The organism is Bacillus sp. FAU20, from assembly GCF_056033865.1.
The window spans coordinates 723,601-741,129 of the sequence record NZ_JBVYHY010000021.1 but is presented as its reverse complement, the minus strand read 5'-3'; the positions used below and the strand labels follow the sequence as shown (position 1 = coordinate 741,129).

Below are 17,529 nucleotides of genomic sequence, written 5' to 3'. Positions count from 1 at the left end.
TGAGAGAAGCTTTCCTCACCTATCAAATTAAAGTTCTGAAAATTCTGTTAAAAGGAGTGTTAAAAATGGAAAAACGTATCGTTTGTTTAGCTGGTGATGGTGTTGGTCCAGAAGTAATGGAAAGTGCGAAGGAAGTATTGCATATGGTAGAAAGGCTATATGGACATCATTTTCATTTGCAAGATGAGTATTTTGGTGGTGTCGCTATCGATTTAACTGGGCAACCATTACCACAGCGAACACTTGCCGCCTGTTTAGCGAGTGATGCGGTTTTGCTTGGAGCAGTAGGTGGACCAAGGTGGGATAGTGCGAAAGAAAGGCCTGAGAAAGGATTATTAGCATTAAGAAAAGGACTCGGTGTATTTGCGAATGTTCGCCCTGTAACGGTAGAAAGTGCAACTGCACATTTATCACCATTAAAAAACGCTGATGAAATTGATTTCGTTGTCGTTCGTGAATTAACAGGCGGAATTTATTTTTCTTATCCGAAAGAGCGAACGGAAGAAGTGGCGACAGATACACTTACGTATCATCGCCATGAAATTGAACGTATCGTTTCGTATGCTTTTCAATTAGCGAATAAGCGGAAGAAAAAAGTAACATCTATTGATAAAGCGAATGTTTTAGAGTCTAGTAAATTATGGAGAACTGTGACAGAAGAAGTAGCACTTCGCTACCCGAATGTGGAAGTAGAACACATTTTAGTAGATGCAGCAGCTATGGAATTAATTCGGAATCCAGGAAGATTTGACGTTATTGTAACGGAAAATTTATTTGGTGATATTTTAAGTGATGAGGCTTCAGTATTAGCTGGATCATTAGGAATGCTTCCATCAGCAAGTCACGCTGAAAAGGGGCCTTCATTATACGAGCCTATTCACGGATCAGCACCGGATATTGCGGGGAAAAATAAGGCAAATCCAATTGCGATGATGCGTTCTGTTGCAATGCTGCTTGGGCAATCGTTCGGATTAACGAGAGAAGGCCATGCAATTGAAGAAGCAGTTTCTGCAGTCCTTAAATCAGGAAAATGTACAGCAGATATCGGGGGGACTGAAACGACAACTTCATTTACAAAGGCAGTTATTCAAGAAATGGAAGAGCAAGCGTTAGTAGGGAGAGGAAGATAATGGGGAAAAGGTTACTAGATAAGCTTTGGGAAAGACATGTAGTTGCGACTAATGAAAATGGATTGGATTTATTATATATCGATCTACATCTTGTTCATGAAGTAACGTCACCGCAAGCCTTTGAAGGCTTGCGGCTTACAAATCGAACAGTCCGCAGACCAGATTTAACATTTGCAACGATGGATCATAATATTCCAACGAAAGATGTTTGGAATATTACCGACCGCATTGCGAAGCAGCAACTAGATACACTTCGGGAAAACTGTAAACAATTTCAGGTGCCATTAGCGGATATCGGAGATGAAGAGCAAGGGATTGTTCATGTTATAGGACCAGAACTTGGACTCACACAGCCAGGAAAAACGATTGTTTGTGGTGATAGTCATACAGCAACACACGGTGCTTTTGGCGCACTAGCGTTTGGTATTGGTACGAGTGAAGTGGAACATGTATTGGCAACGCAAACGTTATGGCAACGAAAGCCGAAAGCGATGGGCATTGAGTTAAAAGGAAAGTTACCGCAAGGTGTTTATGCGAAAGATATTATTTTACACCTTCTTTCAAAGTACGGAGTAGCAGTTGGAACAGGTTACGTAATGGAATTTTACGGAGAGGCCATTCATGCTATGGATATGGAAGAGAGGATGACGCTTTGCAATATGGCAATTGAAGGGGGAGCAAAGGCTGGCATTATTGCACCAGATGAAAAAACAGTTGCTTACGTAAAAGGGCGTAAATATGCACCGAAAGACTATGAATCTATTAAGAAAAAATGGTCAGAACTTTATACAGATTTAGATGCAGTTTATGATTTACATATTCTAGTAGATGTTGCGGATTTAGCGCCGTACGTTACGTGGGGAACAAATCCTAGTATGGGTGTTCGGATCGATGAGAAATTGCCAGAAAAGCATGATGCAAATGACGAAAGAGCGTTTTCTTATATGGGATTGAGTCCCGGACAAAGTACGTATGACATTCCAGTTCAACATGTTTTCATTGGATCTTGTACAAATTCCAGGCTTTCTGACTTAGAAATTGCTGCATCTGTCGTGAAAGGTAAAAAAGTAAAAGAAGGTGTTCGAGCACTTGTTGTACCTGGATCTCAAAGGGTAAGAGAAGCGGCGATGCATAAAGGATTACATCGCATATTTGAAGAAGCTGGATTTGAATGGAGAGAGCCTGGATGCTCAATGTGTCTAGGTATGAATCCAGATCAAGTGCCTGAAGGAGAACATTGTGCCTCTACGTCAAATCGCAATTTTGAAGGAAGACAAGGAAAGGGAGCACGAACGCATTTAGTTAGCCCGGCAATGGCGGCAGCGGCTGCGTTATATGGTCATTTTGTTGATATTAGAAAGGAGAGTTATGATGGAGCCATTTCGTATTCATAAAGGTACTGCCGCAGTACTGATGAATGATAACATTGATACAGATCAAATTATTCCGAAGCAATATTTAAAGAGAATTGAAAGAACTGGGTTTGGAATGTTTTTATTTGATGAGTGGCGATATGATAATAATCGCCAAGAAAACCCTAATTTCCCGCTGAATGCACAAGAAAGAAAAGGAGCCAGCATATTAATCACAGGTGATAATTTTGGATGTGGCTCGTCTAGAGAACATGCTCCGTGGGCGCTTGCTGATTATGGTTTCCGCGTTATTATCGCTGGAGGATTTGCCGATATCTTTTATATGAATTGTATGAAGAATGGCATGTTACCGATTGTAATGGATAAAGATATGCGTGAACAACTTGCTAAAACAGATGCGAGGGAACAAATCATAGTTGATTTAGAAAATGAAATAATGACAACGAATACGCATAGATTTCATTTTACAATCGAGAAAATGTGGAAAGAGAAGTTATTAAATGGTTTAGATGAAATTAGTATTACAATGCAATATGAAAAAGAAATAAAAGAGTATGAAAGAAAGGTAGCTGTATATTAAGAAATAACGTAATATTTAAAATATATTTACATTCAAAATGAACTGTTATATACTATGTGAAAATCAGAGGAGAAAGGGAGTAAGTATTATGAATATCGTGCAATCTATTACAATGCTTACACAACTACATCATCATACATGAAACCCTTGAACCTAGCGTGAAAACGTGTAGGTACAAGGGTTATTCCCGTTGTACCTACACTCTACTGAAGAGCCTTGTAGGTATTTTGTCTACAAGGCTCTTTTTATTTTCGGCTTAGGTGAATGAAATAGGCATACATTAGAAGGGGAAAGGTGTGAAAATTCAAATGACAAAATGGAAACGGGCAAACCCGAATGGAACGAGAGATTATTTATTCGAAGAATGTACGTTAATTGAAGAAGTGGAGCAAAAATTAAGGCTTACTTTTTTAGAGAGAGGTTATGAGGAAATAAGAACACCTACAATTGAATTTTATGATGTTTTTGCATTTCAAAATAGACCGATAGATGAAGAGAAGATGTATAAATTTTTTGATGAAAAGGGAAGGATTATCGTTTTACGTCCAGATATGACAATTCCTTTAGCGAGAGTTATTGGAACACAGAGATGGGATACGCCACTTAAAGTGACGTATAGCGGGAATGTATTTCGAGCGAATGAATCCCATTCTGGAAAATATAATGAAATCGTACAAAGTGGTATTGAAGTTATTGGGATTGATAATGTAAGAGCTGAAATTGAATGTGTAATAAGTGTCATTCAAGCACTTCAAAAGTTGAAGGTGCAATCTTTTACAATTGAGATTGGGCAAGTCCAGTTATATAAATGTATTGTAAAAAAACTCTCCATCCAGGATGAAGAAGAAAGGGTACTTAGAACGTATATAGAAAGTAAAAATTATGCTGCCCTCTCAAATTTTATCAGAGAAAAGAAATTAGATCGATGCGATGAGACAGTAAGATTACTTGAGAAATTACCAAGGCTATTTGGAAATTTAGAAGTTATTGAGGAAGCAGAAAAGCTTGCTTCAAGTAATGAAATGAAAATGGCAATTGCAAGAGTAAAAGAAATGTATAAAACAATTGAAATGTTAGGATATGGTTCTTACATATCAATTGATTTGGGCATGATTCAACACTTAGATTACTATACGGGTGTTATTTTCAAAGGATATATATATGAAATTGGAGAAGAAATCGTTAGTGGCGGAAGATACGATGAGCTAATTGGGAATTTTGGAGAAATGCTGCCAGCTGTTGGACTCGCGGTACAAGTAAATCAAATTGTGAAGGCTCTGCAAGAGCAGCAAGAACCATATGAACGAAATCAAATTGATATTATGATTCATTATGAGTTAAATAGATTAGCGGAAGCAGAAAGGCTACGAAATTTACTTCGAAAGGATGGGAAAAATGCTTGGTTATCTCTATTCTCTAATTTAAGCGATACCTTTCAATTTGCAAGAAAAAATAAAATAGGAACGGTCGTTGAGGCAAAGAATGAATACTTAGTGGAATATGTATGGAATGAGAAATGGGTAGTCCAGAAAGAGGGAGAGGCTTCATGCGTAACATTCAAATTGCGTTAACGAAAGGAAGATTAGAAAAACATGTCATTCCACTTTTTGAGCAGATTGGAATTGATTGTTCCGAGCTCAAAAATAAAGGTCGGAAGCTTGTATTTCAAAGTAAAAATACAAATGTTTCATTTATTTTAGTAAAAGCGGTTGATGTTGCTACTTATGTAGAACATGGGGTAGCTGATATTGGCATCGTTGGAAAAGATATTTTAATGGAAAACGAGAAAGATATTTATGAAATGCTGGATTTAGGAGTGGGGATTTGTAAGTTTTGTGTTGCTTCTATTCCTACGTATAATCCGAAGAGTTACCGGAAGAAAAGAATCGCTACGAAATACCCACATATTACTTCTACTTATTTTCATGATAAGGGAGAGGATGTAGAAATTATTAAAATAGAAGGTTCTGTAGAAATTGCTCCTCTTCTTGGATTGGCAGATGCGATTGTAGATATTGTTGAAACAGGAAAAACATTACAAGAGAATGGACTCATTGTATTTGAGGAAATGCACTTTATATCGGCTCGGATGATCGTAAATAAGGCAGCCTTAAAAACTAAAAAAGACGAAATATTCAGTATTATAAATATGATGGAGCAAGAAATCTTATCAGGGAAATAGGAGGACTTAAAATGGAAATCATTTATGAAGATTTTAAGGAGGCATTATCTAAAATAAAAGTGCTAAGAGAAAACGCTAATATAATAGAAGAAACTGTTCAAAGAAGTGTAAGAAAAATCATTAGAAATGTAAGGGAAGGGAAAGATGAGGCTTTATCTTTCTATACAAAAAAGTTTGATGGTGTAGAGATGAAAGATTTTCGTGTAAGTGAAGAAGAAATACAGCAAGCGAGTATGTTTGTAGAGAATTCATTTTTAGAAGCTTTAAAAGAGGCGAAGAAAAACATTGTTTCGTATCACGAAAAGCAAAAGAAGTACTCAATATTCGATTGTGAAAGTAAAGGCATAATTAGAGGGCAGCTCATTCGGCAGTTAGAAAATGTAGGTGTATATGTACCGGGTGGGACAGCCTCATATCCTTCTTCAGTATTAATGAATGTATTGCCGGCGAAACTCGCAGGTGTGAAAAAGATTGTAATGGTAACACCGCCGAGTAAAGGAGGAATTAATCCTCACATATTAGCTGCTGCAAATCTTGCGGGGGTAGATGAAATTTATACGATAGGTGGCGCGCAAGCAATTGCTGCTTTAGCATACGGGACGGAATCGATTCCGAAAGTGGATAAAATAGTTGGACCGGGAAATTTGTACGTCGCTCTAGCGAAACGAGAAGTATACGGAATAGTAAATATCGATATGATTGCTGGTCCATCAGAAATTGTAGTTGTCGCGGATGAAACAGGTAATGCAAAATATATCGCAGCGGATTTATTATCGCAAGCGGAGCATGATGAGAGAGCAACGGCGATTTGTATTACAACGAATATGGAACTAGCTAAAGAAGTAGAAAAAGAGGTAGAAAGACAGTTAGAAACGTTGCCAAGAAGTGAAATTGCACGTGAATCGATAAATAGAAATGGAGCCATCTTTATCGTTCCTTCTTTAAAGGAGGCACTAAAGTTATCAAATGAAATTGCTCCAGAACATTTAGAGTTACATATAAAAGAACCAATGAATGCTCTAGATTATGTGAAACATGCAGGCTCTATTTTCCTTGGGCCATATGCACCTGAACCGCTCGGGGATTATTTGGCGGGACCGAATCATGTATTACCAACGAGCGGAACGGCAAGATTTTTTTCTCCGTTATCAGTCGATGATTTCGTGAAAAAATCAAGTTTTATTTCTTATACAGAGGAAGCATTAAAAAATGTACAGCATCATATTGTAGAGCTTGCAAATAAAGAAGGGTTACATGCACATGCGAGAGCAATCCAAATAAGGTTTGAGGAGGAAAAATAATGCGTCAGTCCAGTCAAGTACGTGAGACGACAGAAACAAAAATTAAATTAAATTTGCAGCTTGATGAAAGTACGAGTGTATCTATTCAAACGGGGGTTGGTTTTTTCGATCATATGCTGACTTTATTTGCTAGACATGGAAGATTTGGATTGCAAGTTGAAGCAGAAGGTGATGTATTTGTCGATGCACATCACACCGTTGAAGATGTTGGAATTGTACTTGGAAATTGCTTGAAAGAAGCATTGCAAAACAAAGAGGGAATTAATCGTTACGGTTCTGCGTATGTACCGATGGATGAATCTTTAGGATTTGTCGCAATTGATATAAGTGGACGCTCATATTGTGTATTTCAAGGGGAATTAACAAATCCGAAGCTCGGGGATTTTGATACAGAATTGACGGAAGAATTTTTTAGAGCAGTCGCACATGCTGCCAATATTACATTACATGCGCGCGTTCTATACGGAAGTAATACACATCACAAAATTGAAGCATTATTTAAAGCTTTTGGTAGAGCGCTTAGAGAAGCGGTCGAAAAAAATGCCAACATTACTGGTGTAAATTCAACGAAAGGGATGTTGTAATTGATTGCCATTATAGATTATGGAATGGGGAATATTCGCAGTGTAGAGCAAGCATTAAAATATATTGGGGCAGAGTACATTGTAACGAGTGATAAAGAAGAGATATTGAGAAGCGATGGCGTGATTCTACCGGGAGTAGGTGCATTTCCGAAAGCGATGGATGTATTAGAAGAAAGAGATTTAGTGTGTGTACTAAAAGAAGTTTGTGACATAGGAAAACCACTCCTCGGTATATGTTTGGGCATGCAACTTTTATTTGAACGAAGTGAGGAACTAAAAGATTGTAGCGGGTTAGGTTTACTACCAGGTGAAATTCGTAAGTTAAAAGTTTCGTATAAAATTCCTCATATGGGATGGAATGAATTAAGGAAGGAAAGAGAATTTTCGCTTTGGAATGGATTAGTGGATGGTTCTTTCGTGTATTATGTTCACTCATATTACGCGGATTGTCCAGATGAAATTGTATGCGGAGTAAGTGATTATGGAATGCAAGTACCAGGGTTTGTCGCGAAAGGAAATGTATTTGGTGCACAGTTTCATCCAGAAAAAAGTGGCGAAATTGGCATGCAAATATTAAAAAATTTTCAAGGAGTGGTAGAAGCATGGAAATCTTCCCAGCTATCGATTTAAAAGAAGGGCGATGCGTTAGACTTTATCAAGGAGAGTTTAGTAAAGAAACGGTGATGAATGAAGATCCGGTAGCGCAGGCGATCATATTTGAAAAGCTTGGAGCGGAAATACTACACATTGTTGATTTAGATGGTGCAATTGCTGGCGAGTCGTTAAATTTGCCCGTCATTGAAAAAATCTGCAAGGCGGTACGTATTCCTGTGCAAGTGGGAGGAGGAATTCGTTCACTTAAAGCGGTGGAGAAGTTATTGTCAGTAGGTGTAGAAAAAGTGATTTTAGGAACAGCGGCTCTTTATGATAAGTCATTTTTAGAGGAAACAGTTCATCTATATAAAGAGAAAATCATTGTTGGAATTGATGCGAAAAATGGTTTCGTAGCAACGAGAGGTTGGCTTGATCTGTCTGAAATTTCTTACGTTAGTTTAGCGAAACAAATGGAAAGTTTAGGTGTTCAAACGATTGTGTTTACAGACATTTCGAAAGACGGAACGCTTGCAGGTCCAAATTTTGAACAATTAGCGATACTTCAAAAAAGTGTGGGCATTCGTCTCATCGCCTCTGGAGGAGTGGCATCTATTCAAGATGTGAAAAAGTTAAATGATATGAATATATATGGTGTCATAATTGGAAAGGCGCTTTACGAAAAAACGATTGATTTAGAAGAAGTGTTACAGGTAACGAAGTTATGTTAGCGAAACGAATTATTCCATGTCTAGATGTGAAAGAAGGGAGAGTCGTAAAGGGTGTAAATTTTATAGGATTACAAGATGTCGGTGATCCGGTTGAAATAGCTGAAGCATATAACGAGGCAGGGGCAGATGAAATCGTATTTTTAGATATTACGGCGACTCATGAAGGAAGAAAAACGATTATAGATGTTGTAGAAAAAACAGCAGCTAAAGTATTTATTCCTCTTACGGTTGGCGGGGGGATTTCAAGTGTGAAAGATATGTACAATTTACTAAGAGCTGGAGCAGACAAAGTTTCAATAAACTCAGCGGCAGTGCGAAACCCGAAGTTAATAGAAGAAGGGGCAGAACACTTTGGATCACAATGTATTGTCGTGGCAATTGATGCTAGAAAAGTAGCAGAAGGTAAATGGAACGTATATGTCAACGGCGGAAGAGTTGACACAGGAATGGATGCCATAGAATGGGCGAAGCGTGTTGTTAAACTTGGGGCAGGTGAAATTTTGTTAACGAGTATGGATGCAGATGGAACGAAAAGCGGATATGACCTTCGTTTAACAGAAGAAATTTCAAAAAGTGTTTCCATTCCAGTCATCGCATCAGGGGGCTGTGGTCATACGGATCACATTATAGAAGTTTTTCAAAAGACAACAGTTGATGCAGCGTTAGCGGCATCCATCTTTCATTATGGTGAGGCGACAGTGCAGAGTGTAAAGCGAAAATTAAGAGATGCAAATGTTGAGGTGCGGTTATGAAACCTAATTTTTCAAAAGGATTAATACCAGCAATTGTCATCGAAGAAGGTACGAAAGAAGTTTTAATGCTAGCTTATATGAATGAAGAAGCATATGAAAAAACGTTAGAGACGAAAAGAACATGGTTTTATTCTCGTTCGAGGCAGTCGTTATGGAATAAGGGGGAAACATCAGGGAATGTTCAATATGTGCAATCTTTATATTTAGATTGTGATCAAGATTCAATTGTTGTGAATGTGAAACAAGTAGGACCTGCTTGTCATACGGGAGAGAAGACATGTTTTCACTATCAAATTCTATAGGGGGATACATATGAAAAATGCCTTTAAGTTGCTGTATAAAACAATTGAAGAACGAAAGGAAAGCCCACTTCCTGAATCGTATACAAATTATTTATTTTCAAAAGGAGAAGATAAAATTTTAAAGAAAATTGGTGAAGAGTGTGCTGAAGTAATTATCGCATGTAAAAATAATGATAAAGAAGAAGTAGTGAAAGAAATGGTTGATGTATTTTATCACTGTTTCGTTTTATTAGCTGAAAAAAATATTACATTGGAAGATGTCATGCGAGAGGTGAAAGAACGAAATGGAAAGCTTTCGAGAGTTGGGGATAGAAGGGAAATAGATACATTATAAGGGGGAATGTATATGAAAGTAGATTATCATCTTCACTTAGAAGAAGGACCGTATTCAATAGGATGGCTTGCTAAAATAAATGAAGCGCTGGAATGTTATGAACCGCTTCAAGAAAGGCATTCTATTGATTGGCTTATGAAAACACAAGAGCGTTTGCAAAAGCGTGTGAAGGAAGGGCCATTTACAACAGAATGGATGGACCTCTATTTAGAAGAAGCTGTGAGAAAAGGTATAACAGAAGTTGGGATTGTTGATCATTTATATCGTTTTCATGAAGCGAAAGGATATTATGAAAAATATGTAGATATTAGTGATTCTAAGCTCGGTCGTATACAGAAGGAATGGTTAGATCAAGTAAGGGTAGTTTCACTGTATGATTTTACAAAGGTCATTGAAGAGGCGAAAGAACGATGGAGTAAAAGAGGTGTCACACTTAAACTTGGAATTGAAGCGGATTATTTTATTGGTTGTGAAGGAGGGTTAAAAGAATTATTAGCGCTAGGAGACTTTGATTATATAATTGGTTCCGTTCATTTTCTAAATGGCTGGGGATTCGATAATCCAGATACGAAAGAATATTTTGAGAAGCATGACCTACGCGCATTATATGATATGTTTTTTAAAACAGTTGAGAGTGCGATTCGTACTGAGTTATTTGATATTATCGCTCATCTTGATAATATAAAGGTATTTAATTATCGATTGGATGAGAATGAACAGCTTTCTTATTATGAGGAAATTGCCTGTGCGTTAGTAGAAACGAATACGGCAACAGAAATAAATGCAGGATTATACTATCGCTATCCTGTTCGTGAAATGTGCCCAAGTCCACTATATTTACAAGTATTAGCTAAGTATGGTGTTCCAATTACGATTTCTTCGGATGCCCATTATCCAAATGATTTAGGGAATTATGTACAAGAAAATGTACAAACATTACTAGCTCACGGTGTTACTCAGGTTGCAACATTTACGAAGCGAGCAAGAGTAATGAGGTCGCTTGAAGAAGAAGTAACAAATTCAAAATGAAACGCAATTTTTTGATGAAAACTGTCCTTTTTGTTCAAAATAAGAAAGAATGAAAAGGAGGGTAAGAAATGGCGAAACAACAAAATAAACAAAATGTACAAGGTACACAGCAACAAGCTTATACTTCTGAAACGAATGCTGCATCTCAATCGGTTATTGAGGAGCAAATTAGCGATACGGTTGCAGAAGGAACTATTGATGTGAAGCTTGGAAAAGAATCTCAGGAAAAAGCGTAAGAAAAGGGGAGAGTTGCATCTCCTCTTTTTTCATGGAAAAGTGTCGATTTTTAAAACTATAATCAAATTCCTTGGTTTTTATATGTGGATTTCTTACAATGAAATATAAGAGATATCTTATTTTCTATAGAAGAGGTGTTAGTAGTGGCAAAAATATTAGTAGCAGGAAAAATTCCGAAAATTGGATTAGAACTATTAAAAGATCATGATGTAGAAATGTACGATAAAGAGGAGTTAATTTCTATAGATGAATTAACAGAGCGTGTAAAAGATAAAGATGCATTGTTAAGTTTACTTTCGACAAAGGTGCCAAAAGAAGTTATTGATGCAGCACCTCATTTAAAGATTGTTGCAAACTATGGTGCTGGTTACGACAATATTGATTACACGTATGCGGGTGAAAAAGGAATTGCAGTTACGAATACACCGAAAGTATCAACGGAAGCGACTGCAGAATTAACATTTGCACTTCTTTTAGCAGCGGCGCGTAGAATTCCTGAAGGGGATACGTTATGTCGTACGACTGGATTTAACGGATGGGCACCGTTATTTTTCTTAGGACGAGAAGTCCATGGTAAGACAATCGGAATTATAGGTCTTGGAGAAATCGGGAAGGCTGTTGCAAAACGTGCGAAAGCATTTGGAATGGATGTTTTATATACAGGGCCAAATCGTAAGTTTGAAGCTGAAAGTGAACTGGGAGCAACGTATGTGACGTTGGAAGAATTATTACAAACAGCAGACTTTATTACAATTAACTGTGCTTATAATCCAAGATTACATCATATGATTGATGAAGAGCAGTTTAAAATGATGAAGAAAACAGCGTATATTGTAAATGCTTCACGTGGACCAATTATGAATGAAGCAGCACTTGCTCATGCATTAAAAACGAATGAAATTGAAGGAGCAGCTCTTGACGTGTTTGAATTTGAACCGAAAATTACAGAAGAGCTAAAAGAATTAAAGAATGTAGTACTTGCTCCACACGTAGGGAATGCAACATTTGAAACTCGTGATGCGATGGCTGAAATGGCTGTCAGAAATATTTTAGCTATATTAAACGGCGAAGAGCCAGTAACACCTGTAAATCAAAAGGTATTAGTTACAAAATAAAGAGAAACCTTCCGGACTCGGAAGGTTTTCTTATTTTTCTTTATTCGCTTTTTTAGACGGTCTTTGTCTAATGAATTGAGATAACATGTACAAAATATATAGTGGAATGGCAATGAATAAGAAAACAGAAAAATTTCCAAATCCTGTTTGATACATTGTAATAATGATTCCAACTAAAAATAGTGTAATAATGATGCTATATCGTGGAATTGGTACATCTTTTAAACTTGGGATACGAATGCGGCTCACCATTAAAAATGCGAACGTTACAAATACGGTAATAAGAACGATTTTTGGAATGGTATGTGAAAATAATGTTAAGAAAGCAACAAGCCCTCCCGCTGCTGTAATCGGTACTCCAGTGAAATATTTCATTGAAGTAGAAGATGGTGTTACATTAAATCGTGCTAAACGATATGCTCCGAAAAGAGGGAATAATCCCGCTATGTATAATCCGATGATTCCGTAGTTTGAGAAAGATGTGTAATACATTAAAACAGCTGGTGCTGCACCAAATGTTACGACATCTGCAAGCGAGTCGAGCTCTTTTCCCATTTGTGAATCAACACGTAATAAACGAGCAACACGACCATCAAGACTATCTAACATCATCCCGATAAGTACTAAAATAGCAGCTGATTTATAATATCCTAAAGATGCATAGCCGATTGATAAAAATCCGCTATATAAATTTCCGAGCGTAAATAAGTTTGGAATAGCTGCTCTATACAAAATCTGATCCCTTGCTTTCTGTAATAAATTCTTAATTAGTGTATGAAAGTTTACTTATTTTATCATACCATAAATTTATTCCTCATACGAAAGAAATTACCAATTTGTGAAAGATTTCATAGAAGGATGGTTTGAAAATTAAGTGAAAATAAAAAGAGGAAGCAACTTGTATAAAGTTGCTTCCTTTACTATTCAAATTTCGTTGTCATCGTTCCGGTTTTATATCGATTATTAGGATCGAAGCGTAACAAATCTCCATAAATTAATTTATCGGAGAGTTTTAATTCTGTTTTTGCTTTTTCAATATACGGCTGACATAGCGCCATGTCAGCTTCTTCACCTGTACTTCTTTTGTAGCACATATTTTTTGTATAAACATACTCTTCAGAAACAAAGCTACCATCACGCATTACCATAAGCGGATCTTTCTCTTTAATAAATAAGTCAGTTCCAAATTCAACGGATTTATTTGTTTTAATACCAAGTAAATGAAAGAGCGTTGGCTTAATATCAATTTGACCGGATACTTTAAAAACAACTTTTCCTTCTTGGCCAGGCACATGAATAATAAGAGGGACTCGTTGTAATTGCATAGAATCGAATGGTGTAATAGTATCTTTTCCTAGGAACTGTGCAATAGCTGCGTTATGGTTTTCGGAAATACCGTAATGATCACCATAGATGACAATAACGGAATTATCATACAATCCTTCTTCTTTTAATTGTTTAATAAATAATTTAAGAGCTTCATCTGTGTAACGAACAGTTGGGAAGTAGCGGTTTACAACACCACTTTCCGAGTTGAATTCATCAACATATTGATCTTCCGGATTTAGAAGAAACGGAAAATGATTTGTTAATGTAATAAATTTTGTATAGAACGGTTGCGGTAAAGATTTTAACTTTGGAATAGATTGTTCAAAGAACTCTTTATCTTTTAATCCCCAACCGACAGACATTTGCTCCGTTCCTGCGTAATCATTTAAATTAAAGTAACGATCATATCCAAGCGCAGGATACATTACATCCCGATTCCAAAACGTTTTATCATTTGAATGGAAGACAGCAGAAGAATATCCGTATTTCTTTAATTGTTCTGGTGTCGCTGTGTATTCATTTGTTGCATGAGTAAAGAATACAGAACCACGATCTAGCGGATAAAGTGAGTTTTCAACGATAAATTCAGCATCAGAAGTTTTACCTTGTCCAGTTTGATGATAGAAGTTATCGAAATAGAAACTATCCTTAATAAATTCATTTAAAAATGGTGTAATTTCTTTTCCATTTATTTTTTTATTAATAACAAAGCTTTGTGTAGATTCCATTGAAATTAAAATTACATTTTTACCTTTTGCAGCTCCAAATAAGTTTTTATCAACTTGTTTGTCTTTTGAGTCTGTATAGTTTTTAATTTCAGAAAACCCATCCCCACTTGCAAATACACGCTCAGCTGAAGACTTGGATTGAAGCGTAATATCAAATAGATGATATGTGTATAAACCTAAATTCTTCACGACAGTTTGACGGTCAAATGAGCGTGAGAACATTTGTGGTTTATAAATAACTGATACAACAATTTGTAGTGCTAATAAAGCTGTTACACCGCTAAAGAAAGTTCGCTTCTCTGAGCGGGAAAGTGGTGTTTTGTCGCCAAATGATGGGAATTTACGCGAAATAAACATTAAAATAATTGCATCTGCAAATAAAAGTAATGTTTTGTACGTAAAGAGTTCTTTTATACTTGTCCCTAAATCAGCCATATTGTTTGTTTGGAATAAAACCGGGAAAGTAACGAAATCGTTATAGAACCCATAAAACATTGCGTTTCCAAATAAAATAAATGACAGTATAAAACTGATTCCAATTATAATTCGGTTTCGGTGCTTAGATGCAAGTAAAGCTAAGCCGAAAAATAAAAGTAACGCAGCTAGTGGATTGATAAAAAGCATGAATTCTTCAAAGAAATTATCAATTTTAATATCAAATGCTAGCTTGTACACAATATATGTTTTAATCCATAGTAAAACGACTGCAACGAGTGCAAATCGCAGTTTTGGAAACAGATGTTGTAGCATAATATACTCCTCTCCTAAAAAGCATGACAGTTCTTGAGAGTCAGTTTGCTTAACGACTCATTTTATATATACGAACAGTCCTTTGTTATTATGATTATTATACTATGAGTATCATTATACGAAAATAAAAGAAGGTTGTGGGCTTTTTTATAATAATCGAGTAGAAAAAGAGTGGTGGGAGACAATAAAACAGAATTTCTATGTATGATAATTATCGTACGCAGAAAGAATCGCGTGATAATACGGAGGTTATAATGCGAAAATTATTATGTTTTATAGCATGCAGTAGTGTTGTACTTTTTACTTCACCGAGTGTGTCGGTAGCCCAATATGATCCACCTCTTATGGAAGATGCACTTTATTCTGTTTTATTTCCAAAAATAAATAAAGCAATTGAAAAACAATATGGAAGTTTGAAACCTTATCAATGTCCTAAAATTATTAGTTTGAAAAAAGTGTATAGCGGTACATATTTATTTCAAGCAAGTATTGAAGTTACAAAGTATGAACGTGTTGCTGGGAAAATTGCTCCACCATTTGAGAAGGTAACGATTACATTTAATAACGAAGAAGGCGAATGGGAAGTGACAAAGATTTCAGTAAAGCGCTTACCAAACGATACCAAACTAAACTGCAAAAAAACAATATAAAAAATTGTTTGACAAATAAAATGGTCCTTTGGTATTGTTAATAGCAACAATTAGATGTTTGAAAATTAAATAGACTTACCTCATCTACTCTCAAAGGTAGAGGCCGCGATAGGAAAGAGTAAGCTATGGGAGATTTAATGGAATCTGTGATCATAGGTTGAAAGGGACTATTGCCGAAATATAAGAATAACCATCTTATTCATATATTGGGACTGCATTGAATAAATGTAGTACTGTCATAAGATTTATTTTATGGAGAGCTATTTGGAGATGTTGATGCGGTTTCTTATTTTGAGGAGATAACAACTCGTTTATTTTTTCAATATATATTTTTCCTAATAAGAAACGCGTGTGAACATTGTTCCGCGCGTTTTTTGTCTATCTAAAAGCGTGCTGCAATGAATAGAAGATTGGGGTTATGAGTTTTAGAGGAAATAAGGGAGGAATTTAAATGTATTTACACGGCACAAGCCGAATTAATGGGCAAGGACACTTAGAAATTGGAGGGTGCGATACGACGCAGCTAGCAAAGCAATACGGAACACCACTTTATGTATACGATGAAGAGTCTATTCGAGGAAAATGCCGAGCGTTTCATCGTGCTTTTAAAGAAAGTGGTTTCTCTTATCAAGTAGCATATGCAAGTAAGGCGTTCTTGTGCATGGAGATGTGCCGAGTAGCTCGTGAAGAGAATATGTCATTAGACGTTGTTTCTGGGGGAGAATTATATACTGCGCTCCAAGCAGGATTTCCAGCATCACGTATTCATTTTCATGGAAATAATAAAACAGAAGAAGAGATAGTGATGGCTCTTCAGGCGAATATTGGTTGTTTTGTCGTAGATAATTTCTTTGAATTAGAAGTTTTACACGATTTAGCGATGCAACATGGAAAATTTGTGAACATATTAATTCGTGTAACGCCTGGAGTAGAGGCGCACACACATGAATATATTACAACAGGCCAAGATGATTCGAAATTTGGATTTGGCGTTTCAAACGGTCAAGCGATGCAGGCAATTGGATTTGCTTTACAAAAATCAAATTATAATGTGCTAGGGATTCATTCACATATCGGATCGCAAATATTTGAAACAGCTGGTTTTGTTCGAGCAATTGAAGTTCTTCGCCAATTTTTAGAAGAAGTGAGAGAGCAAACAAACTATGTAGTAAAAGTGCTAAATGTAGGCGGGGGATTTGGAATACGCTACACAGAGTCGGATACACCATTAACTCTTGAAACATATGTGCGAGCTGTAACAAGTGCAGTGAGAGAACAATTTACTGTATGTGAATATCCATTGCCAGAAATATGGATTGAACCAGGCCGTAGCATTGTAGGTGATGCTGGGACAACAATTTATACAGTTGGATCTGTGAAAGATATTCCTGGTATTCGGAAATATGTATCAGTCGATGGTGGAATGACAGATAATTTAAGACCTGCTTTATATAGTGCGCGTTATGAAGCAATGTTAGCGAATCGAGGGAATGATGAGAATGAGGAACTCGTTTCGATTGCTGGGAAATGCTGTGAGAGTGGAGATATGTTGATTTGGGATATTCATTTACCAAAAGTCGCTTCTGCTGATTTACTAGCAGTTTCCTGTACAGGAGCCTACGGGTATTCGATGGCGAATAATTACAATCGGATTCGAAGACCAGCCGTTGTCTTTGCAAAAGGCGGAACATCGCAAGTAGTTGTGGAACGCGAAACATATGAAAATATTATTGGGAACGATCGCATACGTATTAAAGAGCTTGTCTAAATAGGAAAAGGAGTTGTTCGAATGGGCAATTCCTTTTTTATAAAATAAAATAATTAAAATATA

General features: G+C 36.5%; 19 protein-coding genes and 1 riboswitch. Of the genes, 17 read left to right on the top strand and 2 right to left on the bottom strand.

Annotated features, from left to right (window positions below):
* Window positions 1–65 precede the first annotated feature (65 nt).
* The 15 genes from leuB to AC0OM3_RS17510 all read left to right on the top strand — a co-directional run bounded on the left by leuB (window position 66) and on the right by AC0OM3_RS17510 (window position 12,241).
* The gene (leuB, locus tag AC0OM3_RS17580) at window positions 66–1,130 is read left to right on the top strand and encodes a 3-isopropylmalate dehydrogenase (RefSeq protein WP_000415381.1); all 1,065 of its coding nucleotides are present in this window, start codon (window positions 66–68) and stop codon (window positions 1,128–1,130) included.
* Complete coding sequence (leuC, locus tag AC0OM3_RS17575; protein ID WP_000518101.1) at window positions 1,130–2,524, top strand: 3-isopropylmalate dehydratase large subunit; 1,395 nt, start codon at window positions 1,130–1,132, stop codon at window positions 2,522–2,524. The genes leuB and leuC overlap by 1 nt, the downstream gene beginning before the upstream one ends.
* Window positions 2,502–3,083 (top strand): 3-isopropylmalate dehydratase small subunit, encoded by a 582-nt coding sequence (gene leuD / locus AC0OM3_RS17570; protein ID WP_046945107.1) that lies wholly within the window; start codon window positions 2,502–2,504, stop codon window positions 3,081–3,083. The genes leuC and leuD overlap by 23 nt, the downstream gene beginning before the upstream one ends.
* Window positions 3,084–3,391: 308 nt before the next feature.
* The gene (locus AC0OM3_RS17565; protein ID WP_474212604.1) at window positions 3,392–4,654 is read left to right on the top strand and encodes an ATP phosphoribosyltransferase regulatory subunit; all 1,263 of its coding nucleotides are present in this window, start codon (window positions 3,392–3,394) and stop codon (window positions 4,652–4,654) included.
* Window positions 4,630–5,265 (top strand): ATP phosphoribosyltransferase, encoded by a 636-nt coding sequence (gene hisG / locus AC0OM3_RS17560; protein ID WP_001244491.1) that lies wholly within the window; start codon window positions 4,630–4,632, stop codon window positions 5,263–5,265. Before AC0OM3_RS17565 ends, hisG begins: the two co-directional genes overlap by 25 nt.
* An 11-nt stretch (window positions 5,266–5,276) precedes the next feature.
* Window positions 5,277–6,566: a histidinol dehydrogenase gene (gene hisD, locus AC0OM3_RS17555; RefSeq protein WP_000402928.1), complete on the top strand. Its 1,290-nt coding sequence runs from the start codon at window positions 5,277–5,279 to the stop codon at window positions 6,564–6,566.
* On the top strand, window positions 6,566–7,150 hold the full coding sequence (gene hisB / locus AC0OM3_RS17550) for an imidazoleglycerol-phosphate dehydratase HisB (protein ID WP_474212515.1): 585 nt from the start codon (window positions 6,566–6,568) through the stop codon (window positions 7,148–7,150). The genes hisD and hisB overlap by 1 nt, the downstream gene beginning before the upstream one ends.
* On the top strand, window positions 7,151–7,780 hold the full coding sequence (hisH, locus tag AC0OM3_RS17545) for an imidazole glycerol phosphate synthase subunit HisH (RefSeq protein ID WP_000560354.1): 630 nt from the start codon (window positions 7,151–7,153) through the stop codon (window positions 7,778–7,780).
* Window positions 7,753–8,472 (top strand): 1-(5-phosphoribosyl)-5-[(5-phosphoribosylamino)methylideneamino]imidazole-4-carboxamide isomerase, encoded by a 720-nt coding sequence (hisA, locus tag AC0OM3_RS17540; RefSeq protein ID WP_474212514.1) that lies wholly within the window; start codon window positions 7,753–7,755, stop codon window positions 8,470–8,472. Before hisH ends, hisA begins: the two co-directional genes overlap by 28 nt.
* Window positions 8,466–9,224 (top strand): imidazoleglycerol phosphate synthase cyclase subunit, encoded by a 759-nt coding sequence (gene hisF / locus AC0OM3_RS17535; RefSeq protein ID WP_000880109.1) that lies wholly within the window; start codon window positions 8,466–8,468, stop codon window positions 9,222–9,224. Before hisA ends, hisF begins: the two co-directional genes overlap by 7 nt.
* Window positions 9,221–9,526: a phosphoribosyl-AMP cyclohydrolase gene (hisI, locus tag AC0OM3_RS17530; RefSeq protein ID WP_000803965.1), complete on the top strand. Its 306-nt coding sequence runs from the start codon at window positions 9,221–9,223 to the stop codon at window positions 9,524–9,526. Before hisF ends, hisI begins: the two co-directional genes overlap by 4 nt.
* 10 nt (window positions 9,527–9,536) lie before the next feature.
* Entirely contained in the window at window positions 9,537–9,860 is a 324-nt protein-coding gene (hisE, locus tag AC0OM3_RS17525; RefSeq protein ID WP_474212511.1) for a phosphoribosyl-ATP diphosphatase, read from the top strand.
* Window positions 9,861–9,872: 12 nt separating this feature from the next.
* On the top strand, window positions 9,873–10,889 hold the full coding sequence (locus AC0OM3_RS17520; protein WP_046945104.1) for a histidinol phosphate phosphatase domain-containing protein: 1,017 nt from the start codon (window positions 9,873–9,875) through the stop codon (window positions 10,887–10,889).
* A 68-nt stretch (window positions 10,890–10,957) separates the two neighbouring features.
* Window positions 10,958–11,125 carry a YozQ family protein gene (locus AC0OM3_RS17515; RefSeq protein WP_001118886.1) on the top strand — a complete coding sequence of 56 codons (168 nt, stop codon included), beginning with the start codon at window positions 10,958–10,960 and terminating at the stop codon, window positions 11,123–11,125.
* 144 nt (window positions 11,126–11,269) lie between these two features.
* Entirely contained in the window at window positions 11,270–12,241 is a 972-nt protein-coding gene (locus AC0OM3_RS17510; protein ID WP_474212509.1) for an NAD(P)-dependent oxidoreductase, read from the top strand.
* A 30-nt stretch (window positions 12,242–12,271) separates the two neighbouring features.
* Here the strand turns inward: AC0OM3_RS17510 and pssA are convergent, their stop codons facing one another.
* Window positions 12,272–12,973, bottom strand: coding sequence for a CDP-diacylglycerol--serine O-phosphatidyltransferase (gene pssA, locus AC0OM3_RS17505; RefSeq protein WP_000285417.1), 702 nt, complete (start codon window positions 12,971–12,973; stop codon window positions 12,272–12,274).
* 188 nt (window positions 12,974–13,161) lie between these two features.
* Entirely contained in the window at window positions 13,162–15,048 is a 1,887-nt protein-coding gene (locus AC0OM3_RS17500; RefSeq protein WP_474212507.1) for an LTA synthase family protein, read from the bottom strand.
* A gap of 254 nt (window positions 15,049–15,302) precedes the next feature.
* On the opposite strand from AC0OM3_RS17500, the gene AC0OM3_RS17495 reads away from it, so the two are divergent.
* Both AC0OM3_RS17495 and lysA read left to right on the top strand, forming a co-directional pair.
* Window positions 15,303–15,698, top strand: coding sequence for a DUF3888 domain-containing protein (locus tag AC0OM3_RS17495; protein WP_001228752.1), 396 nt, complete (start codon window positions 15,303–15,305; stop codon window positions 15,696–15,698).
* Window positions 15,699–15,787: 89 nt separating this feature from the next.
* A riboswitch (Lysine riboswitch) is annotated at window positions 15,788–15,969 on the top strand.
* 180 nt (window positions 15,970–16,149) lie between these two features.
* Window positions 16,150–17,466: a diaminopimelate decarboxylase gene (lysA, locus tag AC0OM3_RS17490; protein WP_000280643.1), complete on the top strand. Its 1,317-nt coding sequence runs from the start codon at window positions 16,150–16,152 to the stop codon at window positions 17,464–17,466.
* The last annotated feature ends 63 nt before the right edge of the window (window positions 17,467–17,529 follow it).